The following is an 18,272-nucleotide window of genomic DNA, read 5'->3' on the forward strand; positions in this document are numbered from 1 at the left end:
CCTTAGCATATCTCTACTCGACAAAACTCCTATAAAAGAAGTACTTACGAAATACGATTACAAAAATGTCAAAGAACTAAAAAATAAACAATTAATAATCAGCGGGTTTTAAGTGCCCGCTTATGATTCCCCATATATATTTGAAGAGCTTTTCTTTATGTTCCGATTGTAACGTTTTTTGGTTGTATTTGGTGCGAAAAATGATTTGATAGATGATTTGTCGATAACTGGTCATGGTGGTTAAGTCTTAGTTATAACTATTTTATAGCTACTAATTTAGTTTGTTTTGTAACGACAATAACATTTTTATGGGGATTTATTCAACCCTTTTCAGGGCTGATGTTTCGAATCGATTTTCTGCCGTGCGTTTTACACACGGTTATTAAAGTATAGTCCTTTCAGGACATTCGTGATTAACGATTCAATCAGATCAAACAAATACCCAAACAATAGGTAACAATATGTCAGACAAGTGCACTCAATTCCCAATAATTAACACATAACACTCAGCTTCCAAAAATAAAAAAGCCCGGCTCTCCGGGCTTTTTGTTAAACTTAATTTTCCAACTTATGACAAATCTCTATTTGCCTATAAGATCTTCAGTTTCTTTATGTTTTTCAATGATAATCATATTCAGAGGATCATGTCTCAGGGTCAGCATATTTCATGCCACAATTTTACATAACGACTAAGTAACAAATTCTTTTTTTGTCAGAACTTATTTATAACACTCTTTAACAAGAATTAACAGGAGTGAAAATGAAAATGGCTTTACACTCCTCCGAAAACTTTGATTTTAATTTTTCCGAACATCCACTTTCAGAAAACCGGCATTCAGTAATACTTTCTTAACCGCGTCTATTTCCTCTTGCGTGGCATTTTTCTCCGGAAATATACTGGTGTACAAACTACGATTCCCTGTTCCTGAAAGAAAATCTTCAGCAGCCCGTTTCGTTTTTTCCATATCTGGTGCACCTCTCCAACTAATCGAAAATCCATATGTTGGCTCTCCTACTTTTGTTCCCGGCTCCGTTTCCCTTACGAAATGTTTTTGAATACTGTAACCTACCTGATCAACTTTTGCATCCCTCAGAATTCGTTTTACCGTTTCAAGTTGCATGTTGGTAGTATTGTTTTCCACTTCCAATGCAATTTTTAACGGCTGCTTACCTGCACTTGCCTCCCTTATTTTAGCTTCAAACCCGGTTAAATTGTATTCTTTGTCATCCAGGTTAATACGACCGTTTGCTTTTAGCATAATTTTGTGTTGTGCTGTTGAAACCGGTTCCTGCTCCAGCTTCAGAACGGTGGTACTTACTTTTACAAACGGAACCTGGTTCAGCTCATTGAGAACGGCATCCAGCCTTTTTTTCGGGACATCGCTAAACGACAAAACGGAAATCGTTGTTTTATCACCCATTGATTTTAAAGACTCTTCAACTTCCTGTTTTACGTTTTCAACGGTAGATACGTTGTTAAAAACCTCCAATCTATCAGAATAAACTCTCACATCGTATTTTCCAATATTTTGCGACGAGGGTGTATTATCTGCCGGCCTTTTAAAATTTGCGTTTTTTATCCCGGCAAAAAACAATGTTTCTTTTACCTCGGAAACAACCTTTTCGCTGGCACCGTTTTCAACAGTTACATTTACTCCCTGTTCGTGATTGGTCCCATTCTTTCGATTTGCTTCATCATTTAACTGTTTCCGCTGCATCAAATAACGCTTTAGTTGTTCGATTGTAAGTTCTTTGTTGTCTATCAGCTGCCATTTTTCATCTTTTGGTTTTGGCTGAACGTAATACCTCTCAACATAAATACCTCCATCTTTTGCTATTCTTATGTTTACAAGTGGCGGTGGAGGCGGAGCTACTGAGCTTCGTTTTATACCTTTAGGTATTTGAAAACTTGTTGTCCCGGGAATCATCTTGTTCACAACCACCTTCTTATCGATACTTAAAGAAAAATAATCATTCCCAAATTTCGCTTTCGCCATCTCCTGCCTTACACTTAAGATGGCTTCTGCAATCTTCTTCATTACCGCTTCGGTTGCATCTTGTGGAGTAGCCACATCTTTTCGGTAAAGTATGGTTCCCTGTGAAATTGTTACTTTTCCAACAAAGGGCAATTCTTCCAAAGATACATCCGGATTTTCTCCGGAAATTTCATTTTTACCTTTTAGAAAAGAGTCCAGATAAGTCCTTAAATCCTTCAATTCAAGCCTCTGGTTTTCAACCAATAACTCACCTTTCAAATTCTGAAGAATGATAAACACATTGTTTTTATGCACGGTGTTTTCTTCAGCAATTGGCCGATTTGAATCGATAATCGTAAGAAGTTGATCGTCATTAAAATAATCTTCATTCGTTAAATATTTTATTCTGGCGCTCACCCAGTTTTCAACCCAAACTTCAGAACTATCCTGTTGTCCGATTGCGGGCAAATAGGCACCTGCTTTCTCTACAATTATCTCTGGCCTTGCAAAAGCCTGCAACAGCAGCGCTATTACCGGAACAAACAAAACCAGTTTCAGGCTTGTGTGGCGACGATTTGTTTTCATGTGCATCATTTTGATTCGTTTTAAAATTGGTTTTTGTGAAAAATGGTTGGCCAGGGCAAAACGTCTTTCGCCTACAGCCTTTTTAAGAACCAACAGTTGGTATGTTTTTGCATCGATGCCTTGGTTAAGAACGGCCTGGTCGGCCTGGTATTCGTGTATCAGTTTCAGATCGCGGCGCAACAGCCACACCACCGGGTTAAACCAGAAAAGGGCGGTAAACAGCTCGCAGATCATCAGGTCGAGCGCGTGTTTGTGTTGAATGTGGGCGTATTCGTGGGCGACTACAATATCACGGTTTTCAGTAAAGTCTTTTTCCGACAAAACAATGTGCTGAAGAAAGGAGAAGGGCTGAATAAAATCTTTGACAATGGCCAAAACCACATCGCGGAAGTGTTGTTTCTCGGCCTGGCGGATGATACTCCCCACCCGAACCACCGAAAAGAGCAGACGAGCCATCAGCAGCCCGATCACAGCCAGGTAAAACACCAGCCAAGGGTTAAGCGGCGCTTTCGCGGAAGTTGCTTTACTTATTGTATCTGACATGTCTTCGGTATAAATTACCGGTTCGCTTGCGGCGGGAGCAGCCACCCACTCATGAATGGCTTCGAACTGCGGAATCACCTGTGTTTCCCGAATAACCGGCACATCGGCAAAAGGAAGCACCACCGACGTTAGCAAAATGCCCAGCAACACAAAGCGGTTGGCAGTGTGCATTTTGTCGCGGCTAACCGCCAGCTTAAACACCGCATACAACAACGCCAGACTTACCGACGATTTTAGAAGCCAAACCAGGAATGGGTTCATTGCGGGTTGTTTTGTTGATTTTCTATTTCTTCGATCAGCTTTTTCAAATCATCCAGCGAAAGGTTTTCTTCTTCCACCAGCAGCGACACCACGTTTTTATACGAGTTGTCGAAATACTTTTTCACCACGCTGCCCAGCGTTTTCTTGCTGTATTCTTCTTTGCTTACTGCCGCAAAATAGCGGTAGGTATTTCCAAACTGCTCGTGATCAACAAAACCTTTTTCCTCGAGTGCCCGCACCATGGTCGAAAGCGTGTTGTAATGCAGCTTTTGCCCGGCATACAACTCTTTTAACTCTTTCACAAACATGGGCCCGCGGTCCCAAAAAAAGTTCATGATCTCTTCTTCCTTCTGTGTCAGTTTTTTCATCTTTATTAGTATTGAGTATCGAGTATCAAGTATCACCCCCTCCGTCATTCCGGTGGCTAATGCCCCCGAATTCCTCGTCCCCCTCTAAAAGGGGGACAAATCAGGAAGCGGGGAGCTTCGAGTATCCAGCATCAAGTGAACCAGATTCCTTCCCCCGAATACCCGGGGTCGGAATGACAAGGATTTCCCTATTCATCTGCGGCGCAAAAACAACCCTTATCCAACTATACATATCACTGCGTCGCTAAACCATTATCCCGCTTCGTCATCCCGATCCCCTCCGTCAACTGACGAGGGAGAGGGATCTGAAACAGCATCAAGCGCCGAGCTTCGAGCTTCAAGCTTCGGGTATCCACACTCTGAACCCTGAACCCTGAACTTTGAATCCGTCAGAAGACGGACACGGCTCTGAACTCTTTCAAAACAAATGTAACTATATTTTTTAGTTTTCAAACTATTTTTTATAGTTATTAGGCAAAACTTCTTAAAGAAAGACCATACAACACACAGTATCAGCACTCTGTTTTTTATGTTTTAGAAAACATTCCTTGTTTTTAAAGCACAATAGGTTTATCTTGAAGACACCATTACACAAAATTCTAGTTAGTAACACTTAAATTTAATCCTCATGGAAAACATCGTAGATTTTATTATTCCCAACGAGGTAATTACCGACGTCCAAACGAAATTAGCGGAAGTACAAACAGCTTTACAGCCTTACCTGATTGCACTAACGCCCGAAGAACGGCGCACCTTACCCAAAATGAGCGACAAAACCCTTCCGTTTGTGGAAAAGACACTCGATTACACCACCTCCGACCCGCAGTTTGCACCGCCTTTTATGAATACTCAGGCACTGGCCAACGACATGAACGTGGTGGGACAACTGGTTCCGCTGCTCCGGGTGGTTCAGCAGCTCAACGACGGGCTCGACGACACGGTAATGGCAGCCGGCGGCGAAAGTTATGTAAATGCACTGGGCTATTACAACTCGGTAAAACAAGCCGCCAAAATGAATATACCCGGCGCCAAAGCCATTTTCGAAGACCTGAAGAAACGCTTCGAATCAAATGGCAGCCGAAAGAAACCGGAACCTGAGGAATAGTTCTGGCCACTAAGTCTGAAAAAAGCGGGGATGATCAACCCCGCTTTTTTTCTGAAAGTCGCTCAAAAAACAACAGCAAAATACGATTACAACATTCTGACTCACCCTGATTGTGCCTTCGACACAATTGTCCCTCTCTACGTATAGAGAGGGAGAAGAGGGAGAGTAATTAATATTACTTTCATTGCGGTTGGTGATTCCCGTGAACCAGGAATGCTTCATGGTCGCAGTACAAAAACAGCTTCCCTCAAAAATCCCAATCTAACTTGGTTGGTGCCCGTTTTTTTTGAATACAACCCATATCCCCTCCTCCCCAGCAACAGCACTTACTTCGGAGCCTGCCTGAGTCGCCTCTGAACCTACTGCGAGCGGTAAAAAGGCGACTGCACTCGGTATTTTGCCTACTGCAGTCGCCTCTGAAGTAACTCGAGTCGCCTTTTTGCCTACTGCAGTCGCCTCTGAAGCCCGGCGAGTATGTTTTGAAGTGGGGAGGGGTACTTCGGAAGTACCCCTCCCCACCTCTGAAGTACCCCCTAACCCATGAAAACTACTCCATAACATATTGTCTGAGGTACGATTCATTCTTTTTATGTTTACTTTTAGGAAACAAAATCTATAGCCTTGAATACGCCATTACACAAAAGAACTACACATGCGGCACCTGAGTGGTATTATAAATGTAATCGACACTAAGAATATAAATGCAATGGGGTATTTACATATACGTTAGGCAAAATTATGAAATCAAATAATGATATAATAAATTCAAAAAAAACTAAAAATCTGACTAAAAAATGGCAATAGAAACACAAATCAAATCTGGAGACTATGACTTAATTTCCAGTGGGCTTGTAATTGCGGGGGGTGATAAAGACCTTCAAATACAAATCAAAGCCCCAGACGAAAATACTCTTACTTTCATATTAAAATTCGACACAGAAGATTCAAACAAGAATGAATTAAAAAGGTCTGCTAAAGCGGTAAACAATACAACATTAGAAATCTTATTTACAAACTACAATAATATATTGGGCTCTTATAGTAAAGAGTTCTGGTATATTGGGACTCTTTTAAATCGAAAGCTTTATCTAACCTATATAATTTATGGATTAACTGATACCAACTTAAAAAAAGTTGAATATTCATTTTATCTTGGAGAGGAGGAGCAGAATGGCTAGCATTAATGTAAACACAAGTGTAAAAGCACCCGAGGAGATAACAATCACTTTGGTAAGAGAAGATTATTTAGATACAAGTAATACATTTAGACTTTTCTTTGAAATCTGCCTTGCAATAACCTGTGCAATAATTGGAAACATGTTATCATACACTAAATTACAGGAAGTGCCAACATTAAACTGGTTTTTTTTGGTGGTGATGGCATTAGGTTGTGTTGCATTCTTAATATTAGCGATTAAAAATTATAATAAAGCTAAATCTCAAGTAGGACAAAAATAACTTTGCCTAACACAGTACATATTGCAGGGCGGGGTTTGGTGGTACGCCAACTACGGATTCTCGTATCGCAGTTCCGTGTCCTTCGGACAGGAACGCTCTTCGAAATCCGCAACGACAACTTGCAAGTGACCATTGGCAACATTTTAACGCAACCTTTAATATAATTATACATCTTACTTAAAAACCAAATCGTATAATTATGAAAAACCAAATCTTGATTTTAATGATTCTTGGGATATTATTTTCTTGTTCCAAAGATGATGATAACCAATCTGAAGTTATTGAAATGAGAATTAACCATTTTCAGAATACTGGAATTGCCGTAGGACCTGTTTTAACTTTACTTATACAAAAAGGAGATAACATTGGAACTGACAATTGGACAAAATTCTATTCAAATATCCAAGGATTTAATTATGAACCTGGTACTATCTACAATTTATCAGTAAAAGTAGAACCAATTGATAATCCTCCTCTTGATGGAGTTTCTGCAAAATATACTCTTATAAAAATAGTATCGACTCAAGAAGTTGATAATGAAACTCTTTTTGATATAGATTTAAAAAAATATGGAGAAAATTTTGTAACAACCAATACAGGATTCGAACTACTTAATCAAATAGATATTGACTGCAACAATCTTTGCAATGAATTAGAAACGATGTTACAAAACCAAGATTTTGTGGTCGGAACCTTTAAAAGGGGTTCCAATAATGAAATAAAATTAATGGGACTTAAATAAAAAACTGTTGTCAATCGAGTAGCCCGCCGGTGGGCCAATAGCCCACCCGAGCGCCTCTCACACCACCTTCAGCAAAACATTTTGGAAAACGATACGCAACCCAACAGTGTAAATCGCAATCTATGTTATAAACTCTAAATTAATTCTTTTGAAAAAGTTTGCAGTTCTGACCATTTTCGTTGCGGGCGTTGTAATGGCCAGCTCCTGTCTCGACCGGCAATTTATTGAAGGCAAAGTGGAAATGGTATCGGTTTCAGATACCCTACTCAATGACTCTTCATTGATTTCGGGACAGGTACACCATGTTGACGCGGATGACCCGGAACATTACTACGATAATGAATTTGAAATATGGATTGAAAACTCCGATTGGGCAACAACAACCGACACCACCGGATATTATTCGTTAAAAATTGCACCCGGAACGTACGCTGTAAAATGTGAGGCTACCCGCAACCATTGGGAACGGCTGGTTGAAGAAACACAACACATTGACTTCGCAAAAAACACGAAAACAACAATAAATTTTTACATTGGCTACACCGTTGAATAAATAAACGGCCCCTAATTGCAGCAACAACCCAAACTTTCGAATACAAATAATAACCATGAAAAAAGAAACGCACGAAAACAAACCGACGGGACAGCATCCGACACCCTTTGCACAAACTTACTTTCACGGTACTAAAGCCGACCTAAAAGTGGGAGACTTAATCGAAGTGGGATTCAACTCGAACTTCGGACAACGAAAAAATGCGAAATACATCTTTCTGACAGCAACCCTCGATGCAGCCATTTGGGGCGCAGAGCTTGCTTTTGGAGAAGAACGGGAACGAATTTATCTGGTAGAACCCTCGGGAGCCATCGAGGATGATCCGGATTTGACCAACCGAAAATTCCCGGGCAATCCCACCCTGTCATATCGTTCGAAAGAGCCATTCAGGGTGGTAGGCGAAGTTACCGCTTGGCAAGGACACCCGGCCGAACAGCTTGCCGCCATGAAAGCCGGACTGGAAAAACTCTTAAAACAGGGAATCGACTCGCTGAACGACGAGTAAATGCAGGAACACTCTGCCGCGCGGATATGATTCTGCTTACCAGAGCGACTCGCCTACTGCGAGCTCGGGTAAGTTGGATCTACGGCGCTTCGGTAGTAGTGACGAAAACCTGTTACGGCACCCGCAAGTTCGGGAACGCCAAGCATTACGTCGCCCTCGGTGTAGTAATCGCGCGAGTAATAGGTTTGTGTTGTCCCTTCAACAAACTTTACGATTGACATCCCCGGAGCGCTAAAGGGTGCTCCGTTAAATTCACCGGCCATGGTCCAGGTAGCCATATAAATGTCGTCGGTCAGGGTTTCGTCTTCTACAATGGTGTACAAATTCGACGAGCCCGCAAACAAACGCCCCAGGAACGCAGCCATGGTTTCGGGCCCATAGATATCGACAATAGGATCGTGATACTCGTAGTTAGCAGCCAGAAAAGGCAGTACGTTTGTCCAGTTTCCCGCATGGATCTGAACCAGTTGGCGAGCGACCTCCAGCTGATCACTGCTGATCTGGGTTTGTACACTCTTTAATGAATTGTTTTCGGTACTTACAGGTGCAGCAGTGAACGGACACTCGAATTTTGGATCTACAGCGCATCGGTAATAAGCTCTGAATCCCCCGATTGCCTGATCCAGTCCGGGGATGGTAGCCATAATGTCGCCTTCGGAATAGTAGTCGCGCTGGTAGTAAACCTGTGCAGAATTCGACAGAAACTTGAAAATTGAGATGCCCCTGGCCTGGTACGGAACACCCAGAAAATCCCCCGACATGATCCATGTTGCCGAATAAATATCGTCGACGAGCGTTTCATCTACCACCGCTGTTACAAGGTTAGGCGACGCGCCTATTATCAGCTGATAGAGGAATGCAGTCATGTTTTCTATGCCGTAAATGCTAACCACCGGATCGTGATATTCAATGTTATAGGCATAATACGGCAGAACCTCATCCACCCCGGGTGCCTGCACTTCAAGCAGGGCACGTCCGATCCTGAGTCGGGTCTGGTGAAGCAGGGTCGCAAGATCAACCGGCAGCAGCACTGCATCAATAACATGAATAATACCATTGGAAGCTGAAATGTCGGCGCTTGCAATGGCAGCTGTATTTCCAACTGCATGAATACTTCCGTCAATATTTACCGTAAAAGATTTGTAAAGAAGTGTTTCAATGGTACGGACATTCATTTTGGGGACAACACTGTTTGAAGCTCTTCTTCCTTCAGTAACATGATACAATAGAATATCCAACACCGATTGGGCCGGCAAATCAGAAATCTTACCAACGCCCAGGGAAGCGTACAAGGCAAAAAATGCATCGTCGGTCGGCGCAAAAACAGTGTACTGATCTTTTCCGTTCGAAAACAAATCAACGAAATGGGTTTGCAACGCTGAATCAACATAACTCAGCGCAGCAACAAGCTCGCTAAAACCTTCGTCCATTGCAATTTGAGCAATCGGATCAGTTCCTTTTTTTAGCGCAGCTGCTTTAAGTTCGGTATCGGCACCGTTGTCCGGTAAAGACTTATCTTCATTTTCACATGAAACTAAAAAGATTGCGAATATGATCAAGCTAATCGTCTTCACAACAATACCAGTATTTTTTGCATGATTTTTCATGACGAGTTTATTTAGCCCTATATCAACAAGTTACAAAATACAGCCCAAAATATCAAGATGATAGCGTATGGAACAAAAGAGACTTACCCCTGCCGGGACCTATGGGCGAAAATTATTTTATAACATGAATCCTGAAGTGCAAAGCTCTCACATCATCGGTAGACTTAAACAAAACTTTTGCTAAAAAAAAGCCTACTGCGATTGTATCGTTAGTATTTTTATGTTTACTTTATTGTTGTCTAAAAGCTGACACCTTGAATACGCCTGCGGAAACAACACAAAACAGACCAGAATAAAGTGGCAGGATTTCAACCGAAATGTATAGAGCACGCCAGCAGTGAAACAGCGAGGCTTTCCGAAATAAAAACAAAACAGTAGAACAACTAAAATTTAACGCAATGAACCCAATCTTAAACGCCATATTACTTGGCTTTATCGGACCGCAGGAACTGATTATAGTAATGATCATTTTGATCGTTCCCGTCATCACCTTAATCCCGATGATCTTTTATTTGCTTACTCTTCAGAACACCTTAAAGCGGGTGAGTCTTGAAAACCGAAAAATGGAACCAGGAATGGTTTGGCTTAGTTTGATTCCACTGTTTGGAGTGGTTTGGCAATTTATTATCGTTAACAAAATGGCCGAATCGCTAAAGCTGGAATTTGCCCAAAAAGGAATAAAAACCAACGAAGTAAGCCCCGGATCAGGAATAGGATTAGCGTATTGTGTCTTGTTTGCCTGCAGTATAATACCTATCCTGGGATATGCAACCGCAGTCGCCGGATTGGTTTGCTGGATTATCTACTGGGTAAAAATCAATGATTACAGGGAACAACTTGGCTAGTTAAACACAAATCCCCGGAGCAATACGAATAATAACCGTGCAATGGCTAAAAATCATCAACCGGAGATCGTTTAACACACAAGCGAATTCACTTTCTAAATCAGACCTAACTTATTGAATTGAATATGAACAAACATTTTGAAGACCTGGAAAAACTGGATGACTTACTCAAAAAAGGAATCATTACGGAAGACGAATTTTCGAAAGAGAAAGAACGAATTTTAAGTGACCGGCCTCAGATCAATCCGGGTAATTTATTCGGACTCAGCGAAAACACCTATGGCTTTCTCCTTCACATATCGGTTTTCCTGGGATTGATTCACCTGGTATTGGGCTTAATTGCTCCCATCATTTTATGGGTGCTTAACAAAGATAAATCTCAACGCATTGATCAGCACGGTAAAAATGTAGTCAACTGGATCTTGAGCTTAATGATCTATTTCACGGCCTTGTTTATACTGATACTTCCGATCAATTTCCTGTTTAAACTGTCGATCAACTTTTCATTTACCTTTAGTAGCCCGTTGTCGCTTTTCACCGGGTTTGTGCCGATAACAATTCTGATGGTATTGAATATTGTTTTCATCATAACAGGTGCCGTAAAAGCCAATAAAGGAGTGATTTGGAAGTATCCCTTAGCCATTAACTTTTTTTCGTAGACAGAGCTGTTTTCAATACTGCATGAAAAGTAATGTAAATAAGATGAAAAGAATATTACAACTGGTACTGATCGTATGCGTACTGAGCGCATGTACGATTTCAAGACAGGAAAAAATTACCCTTCAGACGGTCTCGTCTGAAAACGTTGAAACATCTGAACGCGTTTCCGGTCAATCCACCCTTTCGCACCTGGCATTAAATGAAAAGGACCGTGAGATTCGGAAAGCAGCAGTTGAAAAACTGACGCTTCAATCTTCGCTTTCTCACGTGGCGCTGAACGATCCCGACCCTGAAATACGAAAATTGGCGGTGAGTAAGCTGACCCTTCAATCCACTTTGTCGCATGTTGCATTAAATGACAACGACAGTGAAGTAAGAGTCGCGGCCCTACAAAAGGTAAGCCTGGAATCTACGCTGGCACATGTGGCACTAAACGATCCTGACCCGGAAATCAGGAAGTTTGCTGTAGACATGGTGTCCTTGCAATCTACTTTATCGCATGTAGCATTGAATGATGAAAACAGCGAAGTAAAAATAGCGGCTCTAAAAAAAGTAACCCTTGAGTCTACGCTGGCACATGTGGCATTAAACGATTGTGACCCGGAAATCCGGAAGTTTGCTGTAAGCAGGGTATCGCTGCAATCTACTTTGTCGCATGTAGCATTGAATGATGAAAACAGCGAAGTAAGAAGATCGGCCATTCAAAAGGTAACTATAAAGTCGACACTTGAACATGTGGCTTTAAACGACCCTGACCCGGAAATCCGGAAGCTGGCCGTGGAAAGGATAGAATAGTTGACTGACCGTACTATAAAAATTCACCCGGTGACTCAAAGTCACCGGGTGAATTTCTTTATAGCCCGAGGCGAACCTATTCTTTCCAATCGATAAAACGCCCGGGGGTCCATGGCGCATTGATCTTGTTCAGTTCAGCTTCCAGTGCGGGAATTTCCTGTTCCACTATTTTTCTCAGGCTTTCCAGTACCGGAGGAAATTCTTCTTTCAAAATTTCGTACCCGCGTTTTTCGGTGGTTGTAATTCCACTGGTCGATCCCATGTGCGTATAGGTGATGTGTCCCAGCCTATCGTTCAGCGGCACCTGTTCCGGCGGAACTTCCTCTCCGCTTGCTTTGGCCGGAACGCCGTTCATTTTGTAATTCAGCGCTTCCAGTTCAACCGCCACTGCCCTTGCTTTGTCCATCAACTGCTGACGGGCACCCGGTGTTGCATAAATGGCTTGTTTGATCTGCTCCACCTTGTCCATCGATTCGGTGATTAATCTACCGGCTCCCACCACCGACAAGGCCAGTTGGTTGACTTTAGCCGCGAACTCAACATTCTCTTTGTAGTTTTCAGCCGGTAGCGTGGTATTGTTTAATTTCCTACAGGTAAATTCAACCGGCTCGACCAGCGTGGTCAATTCACCTTCGTGCCACATCTGCATTCCTACTTTGTAGATACCCGGTAGTACCATAATTCCGCGACCTCCTCCAGTTGACGTAGGGTCGAAATTGCCACCAAACCGGCTACCGGCGTTGGAAGTATAGGTCATGTTCCAGGTTACCCGGTTCATTCCTTTCGATGGCGATTTGGTAAACTGGCTCACCACATTGCCCGCCTCATCGTAAATTGTAAAAATCAGGTGTGTTTTTTCCTGCTTGTCTTCAAGTTGCAGTTCCCTCCAGCTGGGTTGCGGAATGGGTTTACCCTCGTCGAACAATTTCTTTTCCTCCTCTTTCCGAAGCTCTTTTTGGGTCTTTGGAACCTCTTTCAGGAAATAGGTAAAAGTAGCACCGTAATCCGGATTCTTTGAGTAAAAATAGGTGTCACCCTGGTTGTCTTTTCCGTCAGTCTGAATATACATCAAGGCATCTTTAACCGGGAAAATCGCAGCTTTCGTGTTTTCCAGATCGGGAGTTAGCTCTCGCAACGGGCTGTAATCATCAAGAATATAAAAACCACGTCCGAAGGTGGCAATCACGAGGTCGCTCTCGCGCTCCTGAATGGTCATATCGCGAACAGCAATGGTAGGCAGATCCGATTTTAGTTTTACCCAGTTTTGTCCGTTATCCACGGTGAAATAAATACCAAACTCAGTCCCGACAAATAACAATTCGGGACGAAGGTAATCCTGCACAATCGTATAAACGGTTCCGTTTTCGGGCAGGTTTCCTGAAATGGAAGTCCATGTTTTCCCCTTGTCGGTACTTGTATAAACGTAGGGCTTAAAGTCGTCGCTTTTCAGGTTATCGAAAGTGGCATACACTACATTTTCATCATAGCGGTCGGCCAGCAGATCGCTCACATAGGTATACTCCGGAACACCTGGGAAAGCTTTTACCTGGGTCCAGCTGTTGCCACCATTTTCGGTGATCGAAATTACTCCGTCATCGGTTCCGGCATACAGCAATCCTTCTTTTAATTTTGATTCTTCGAGCGAAACAATGGTGCCCCACTGCGAAGTGGAAACATCTTTTGCCACCGCATCTGCAGGCCAGTATTTTCCCATTACCGGGAAAGAATTCCGGTCGACCTGCGCGGTAAGATCGTCGCTGATCACCTCCCAGGTATTTCCACGGTCATCGCTTCGGAAAACCTTATTGGCAGCCACATACAAACGTGTTTTCAGGTGCGGGCTCAGGATCAGCGGTGCATTCCAGTTCCACTTATAAGTCAGTTCACCTTTGCGCTCGCGCGGTTTTATGCTGATGGTTTCCTCGCTTTTTTTGTCGTAACGAAACATATTTCCGTACTGGTATTCGGTGTACACAATGTCGGGGTTTCCCGGTTCGGTAGCCGCCCAGAATCCATCGCCGCCCATGGTAACGTACCAGTCGTCGTTGATCACGCCATTGCGGCTGGTGTTCCGCGATGGCCCTCCCATTGAATTGTTATCCTGTGTACCGCCGTACACATTGTAAAATGGTTCTGCATCGTCAACAAACACGCGGTAAAACTGGGTAACCGGAAGGTTTTCCTTAAAGTCAAAGGTTTCGCCTCCATCCCAGGTTTCATAAACACCGCCGTCACCGCCGATCATAAAATGACGGGTATCTTTCGGATCGATCCAAATCGCGTGGTCGTCAACGTGACGGGTTTTGGTTGAGATATTCTTCCAGGTTTTTCCAGCGTCTTCGGTGTACACCGAGCGGGTTTCGGTGGAATACACTTTATCCACGTCTTTCGGGTCGCAAACAATCTCGTTGTAATACTGTCCGCTGGAATGATAACTGCTCATTTTCTCCCAGCTTTCGCCCTTGTCGGTCGAACGATAGAAGCCTCCTTTGTCGTCGGCGGCTTCCACAATCAGATAAACCACGTTAGTATCCACCGGAGAAACATCAATTCCCATTCCTCCGAGTTGTACCCCCGGCAGGCCTTTCATAATCTTACGCCAGTTTTCACCGCCATCGGTTGATTTGTAAACGGCCGACTCGGGTCCGCCGCCAATTTTCGTAAACGAAGTGCGTCGACGTTGCTCTGATGTGGCGTACATGATATCAGGATTGGAAGGATCGATTTTTACGTTGTTGACTCCGGTGTTTTCGCTGATATCGAGCACTTTTTTCCAGGTTTCGCCACCATCGGCCGATTTGTAGAGGCCGCGCTCTCCACCCGGCCCCCAGGCAGACCCTTCGGCAGCTACAAAAACAATGTTCGAATTCCGGGGATCGATCACAATGCCGCCAATCTGACGGCTTTCTTTCAATCCCATATTTTTGAACGATTTTCCTCCATCCAACGACTTGTAAACGCCATCGCCATAACCCAATGCACGCTGATGGTTATTTTCGCCGGTACCCACCCAAACCACGTTTGAATTATTAGGATCGAGCACTACCACTCCGATTGAATAGGCGCCGTAGTTGTCAAAAACCGGCTTCCAGGTAGTTCCGTTGTTTTCCGTTTTCCAAATGTTTCCACTGGCTACACCCACATAATATTCCTTTGTATTGTATGGATTCACGGCAAAATCGGCAATTCGCCCACTTGCCCAGGCGGGGCCGATACTTCGCCATTTTAATCCACTCACCAGATCGGAGTTAATAAAGGATTTGGGTTCTTCCTTTTTTTCGTCTTCTTTTTTTTCTGCTTTTACAACCGTCGAGATCAGAAAAACGACGGCCAGCATAAGTAACAGTTTTTTCATTAGATATAGTTTTTATGAGAATTTCGAACGACAGAAAGTTCGGCATGCAAGCCATATAGGATGCACATCCCGGGAATTAACTTGCAGGGAAGAAAATGATATGTTTTGATCATCTCCATTGGTTTAGACTCGAATCGAGACAATGAATATACAAATAATCTGTCTGAGCCAACGGGACAAAACACACTCTTCTCCCTACCTCTGCAGAATGAAGATGGGGTGAAAGTAAAAACCTAACGCTCTGAGAAACGCGGAAAAGGTTCCACGCTGTGAGATGAGAAGTCAGAAAACCTGACCAGTAATATTCTTTCCAAATCAGAAGTTCAGTATGTCTTTCAGGTTTTTATAGCCTGTTTTACTAACCTTTAACTTGGTTTTGTCGTGAAGAATAACCACATACGATTCTTTTTCGTACTGCTGGATTTCCGAGATTTCATCGACCTTAACGATGTATGACCTGTGAATCCTTACAAAATTATTTGGATTAAGCACGGTCTCGAAATATTTCATGGTCTTTTGCTTCATCCAGCGGCCATCGGTGGTGTAGATCATCACATAGTCGTCCATCGATTCGATGTAACGGATCGCATCAACCGGTGCAATGTGAATTTTATTGCGGTCTTTCACCACTACGCGGTCGAGGTAACCTTCGCGCGGAAACTCACTGATTTTCTCTGCCACGTCCGACTCACGGCCATCGGCCTGAATACGTTCCTCAACCTTGGCTACCGCTTCCACCAGGCGGTCTTTCGAATAGGGTTTCAGCAAATAATCGGCAGCATTAAACTCAAAAGCTTTCAGAGCATACTGATCGTAGGCCGTAGCAAATATAATCTGGGGTTTATGTTCGAGCAACTCGAGCATCTCGAATCCGGTGATCTTGGGCATTTGGATATCCAGAAAAACCAGATCGGGTTTTAATTCATTGATCATTTTTACCCCTTCAAATCCGTTTTCACATTCGGCAATGATCTCAACCGATTCGATATCCGACAAAAAATTCTTCATAAGGTTGCGGGCCAATTCTTCGTCTTCCACAATGATGGTGCGCAATTTTTCGGTCATTTTATTTCAGTTTTTGTGGTATGTTCAATGTTACGGTGAATTCATTATTGTTGTCGGCAATCCTTAGCAGATGCGGGTTTCCGTATATTACCTGAAGACGGTCGCGGATGTTGCGCAAACCGATCCCCTCGCCTTTTTTACTTAATACATTTTTGTCGTAGGTATTGCTGATTACAATCTCGAGCATGCTTCCGTTCAGCCTACAATGCGTTATTACATCAATGGTTTCAGTAGCTTCGTAAACACCGTATTTAATGGCATTTTCGTATAAGGGCTGAAGAATCATATTCGGAATTGTCGCCTCCATACACCCTTCGTCGATGGCAAAAACCGGGTTTAGTTTTTTACCGAAACGTACTTTTTCGATGCTAAGGTACAATTTGTTGTTCTCCAGTTCCTGGCGAAAGGTAACTTTCTCGTCCTGATCGTGTTTGAGCGAATACCGCATCAGTTGCGAGAGGTTGATCACCATCTCCTGGGCACGGGCGGGATCCGTCATAGTCAGCGACGAAATGCTGTTCAAACTGTTGAATAAAAAATGAGGATTGATCTGCGATTTCAAAGCATGTAATTCGGCTTCCTTCACCAGTGCTTTCAGGTGTGTTTCGTTTTTCGATTTTTCCTTGAACGCATAGTAATAATTTACGGCGTAAAAGAAAACCACAAAACCCAGGTACAGCACATAGCCGGCTATGGTACGATCAAAACCTGTAAGACCAAGCCACTGCCGGGCATCGGGATGAAATGCCTTAACCAAGACTACTCCGATGTACATCCAAATAAAAACGATGATGGATGCAGCAATCAGATGGGCCAGAATCACCCGCAGAATGCTGTTGTTTTCGAGCGTACTGAATTTTATGACATACCAGATGGCAGTTCCGATTATGGCGTAAAGAATAAGAAAGGTAAAAATCTCGAGAATAGCAGTTCCCGGTGCTACACCATTTATCAGGGTCGCTATTAATACCAAAATGGTAGAAGCAATGATCCAGAACAGTCCGTAGCCAATTGAAAGTCTTGGATTGGTAATAAACGGGTGGCGGATGTCCATTTTACATGTATTTTATTTCAACGCCACCAAATGCTGCAAATCCTTTTATAATAAGTGTTTTGGAAGGATCCGAGACAATATGGTTAATGGTAGCTCCCCGTTTGTCGGTAAAGGCGCCGAAAATGGCTGTCACTTCATTTTTTACGGTCCAGTCGGGCGGAACTTTAAAACCGCAGCCGCCAAAAATAGAAACACAATCGACCACCGCTCCGTTTTGCGACAACACCGCCTGGCGAAGATCGTATTCGGCCCCGCCAAAAATAGTAGTTGTTTTTCCCCCGAGAAAGCTTTTCGAGTCGATGTACACTTCGCGGCCGCCGAAAATCACGAATTCATCAAAATAATGGATCCCGTATGCTCTTCCCGCATCAAATGTGGGTTGATCTTTATGAGGATTGGGCCTTCCGAAATGAGTAACCAGCAAAACAACTCCGATAATAATGATCAGCATGGGCCAGCCAATTTCCCGCAAATTTTTAGGTATGGTCATCATTTCGGGTAACAGGAAAAAACCGCCAATAACGATCAATACCGTTCCGGTTGTTTTGTTTCCTCCGATCAGCGAAAACACCCCGATACCGACCAGTAACATTTGCCACGAAATGAGAATATTGTTCCAGGAATCAGAAATCCAACCGAGTCGTTCCATAATCCACAATACGCCAATCGCGATCATGAACAGGCCAAAATATACTCTTTTATTCGATGATTCTCTTCGTTCCATTACTCTCGAAATTAGAAATTCAAAATTAGGTTCATTGGTTACTCCGCCTGCTTTTTATTCGGCAAAGCACG

The 18,272-nt window shown here is 43.1% G+C and carries 16 protein-coding genes; 9 read left to right on the forward strand and 7 right to left on the reverse strand.

The features are described from left to right. Window positions 1-797: 797 nt before the first annotated feature. Both MR764_RS19455 and MR764_RS19460 read right to left on the reverse strand, forming a co-directional pair. Window positions 798-3,365 carry a M56 family metallopeptidase gene (locus MR764_RS19455; protein WP_247981126.1) on the reverse strand — a complete coding sequence of 856 codons (2,568 nt, stop codon included), beginning with the start codon at window positions 3,363-3,365 and terminating at the stop codon, window positions 798-800. Continuing rightward, a complete protein-coding gene (locus tag MR764_RS19460; RefSeq protein WP_247981127.1) occupies window positions 3,362-3,733 on the reverse strand; it encodes a BlaI/MecI/CopY family transcriptional regulator in 372 nt (123 codons plus the stop codon). The genes MR764_RS19455 and MR764_RS19460 overlap by 4 nt, the downstream gene beginning before the upstream one ends. A 628-nt stretch (window positions 3,734-4,361) precedes the next feature. Here MR764_RS19460 and MR764_RS19465 point away from each other — a divergent pair. From MR764_RS19465 to arr, 6 genes are all read left to right on the forward strand, one after another. Next, window positions 4,362-4,838, forward strand: coding sequence for a hypothetical protein (locus MR764_RS19465; protein ID WP_247981128.1), 477 nt, complete (start codon window positions 4,362-4,364; stop codon window positions 4,836-4,838). 794 nt (window positions 4,839-5,632) lie between these two features. Next, a complete protein-coding gene (locus MR764_RS19470; RefSeq protein ID WP_247981129.1) occupies window positions 5,633-6,016 on the forward strand; it encodes a DUF6864 domain-containing function in 384 nt (127 codons plus the stop codon). Beyond that, complete coding sequence (locus MR764_RS19475) at window positions 6,009-6,296, forward strand: hypothetical protein (protein WP_247981130.1); 288 nt, start codon at window positions 6,009-6,011, stop codon at window positions 6,294-6,296. The genes MR764_RS19470 and MR764_RS19475 overlap by 8 nt, the downstream gene beginning before the upstream one ends. Before the next feature lie 199 nt (window positions 6,297-6,495). Beyond that, complete coding sequence (locus tag MR764_RS19480; protein ID WP_247981131.1) at window positions 6,496-7,038, forward strand: DUF4377 domain-containing protein; 543 nt, start codon at window positions 6,496-6,498, stop codon at window positions 7,036-7,038. 148 nt (window positions 7,039-7,186) lie between these two features. Next, the gene (locus tag MR764_RS19485) at window positions 7,187-7,591 is read left to right on the forward strand and encodes a hypothetical protein (RefSeq protein ID WP_247981132.1); all 405 of its coding nucleotides are present in this window, start codon (window positions 7,187-7,189) and stop codon (window positions 7,589-7,591) included. A 55-nt stretch (window positions 7,592-7,646) separates the two neighbouring features. After that, on the forward strand, window positions 7,647-8,096 hold the full coding sequence (gene arr / locus MR764_RS19490; protein WP_247981133.1) for an NAD(+)--rifampin ADP-ribosyltransferase: 450 nt from the start codon (window positions 7,647-7,649) through the stop codon (window positions 8,094-8,096). Window positions 8,097-8,149: 53 nt separating this feature from the next. Here the strand turns inward: arr and MR764_RS19495 are convergent, their stop codons facing one another. Next, entirely contained in the window at window positions 8,150-9,703 is a 1,554-nt protein-coding gene (locus MR764_RS19495; protein WP_247981134.1) for a fasciclin domain-containing protein, read from the reverse strand. 398 nt (window positions 9,704-10,101) lie between these two features. Here MR764_RS19495 and MR764_RS19500 point away from each other — a divergent pair, with 398 nt between their 5' ends. The 3 genes from MR764_RS19500 (at window position 10,102) to MR764_RS19510 (ending at window position 12,003) form a co-directional block, all read left to right on the forward strand. Beyond that, window positions 10,102-10,548 (forward strand): hypothetical protein, encoded by a 447-nt coding sequence (locus MR764_RS19500; RefSeq protein WP_247981135.1) that lies wholly within the window; start codon window positions 10,102-10,104, stop codon window positions 10,546-10,548. Window positions 10,549-10,673: 125 nt separating this feature from the next. Continuing rightward, window positions 10,674-11,207: a DUF4870 domain-containing protein gene (locus tag MR764_RS19505; RefSeq protein ID WP_247981136.1), complete on the forward strand. Its 534-nt coding sequence runs from the start codon at window positions 10,674-10,676 to the stop codon at window positions 11,205-11,207. A 43-nt stretch (window positions 11,208-11,250) separates the two neighbouring features. Further along, window positions 11,251-12,003, forward strand: coding sequence for a hypothetical protein (locus MR764_RS19510; protein WP_247981137.1), 753 nt, complete (start codon window positions 11,251-11,253; stop codon window positions 12,001-12,003). Between the two features lie 76 nt (window positions 12,004-12,079). On the opposite strand, the gene MR764_RS19515 is transcribed toward MR764_RS19510, so the two are convergent. From MR764_RS19515 to MR764_RS19530, 4 genes are all read right to left on the reverse strand, one after another. After that, window positions 12,080-15,358, reverse strand: coding sequence for a hypothetical protein (locus MR764_RS19515; protein WP_247981138.1), 3,279 nt, complete (start codon window positions 15,356-15,358; stop codon window positions 12,080-12,082). Between the two features lie 315 nt (window positions 15,359-15,673). After that, the gene (locus MR764_RS19520) at window positions 15,674-16,423 is read right to left on the reverse strand and encodes a LytTR family transcriptional regulator DNA-binding domain-containing protein (protein ID WP_247981139.1); all 750 of its coding nucleotides are present in this window, start codon (window positions 16,421-16,423) and stop codon (window positions 15,674-15,676) included. 1 nt (window position 16,424) lies between these two features. After that, window positions 16,425-17,477 (reverse strand): histidine kinase, encoded by a 1,053-nt coding sequence (locus MR764_RS19525; RefSeq protein WP_247981140.1) that lies wholly within the window; start codon window positions 17,475-17,477, stop codon window positions 16,425-16,427. Between the two features lies 1 nt (window position 17,478). After that, window positions 17,479-18,201: a DUF5668 domain-containing protein gene (locus MR764_RS19530; RefSeq protein WP_247981141.1), complete on the reverse strand. Its 723-nt coding sequence runs from the start codon at window positions 18,199-18,201 to the stop codon at window positions 17,479-17,481. Between the last annotated feature and the right edge of the window lie 71 nt (window positions 18,202-18,272).

Origin of the sequence: Maribellus sp. YY47, assembly GCF_023111095.1 — a bacterium.
GTDB lineage: Bacteria > Bacteroidota > Bacteroidia > Bacteroidales > Prolixibacteraceae > Draconibacterium.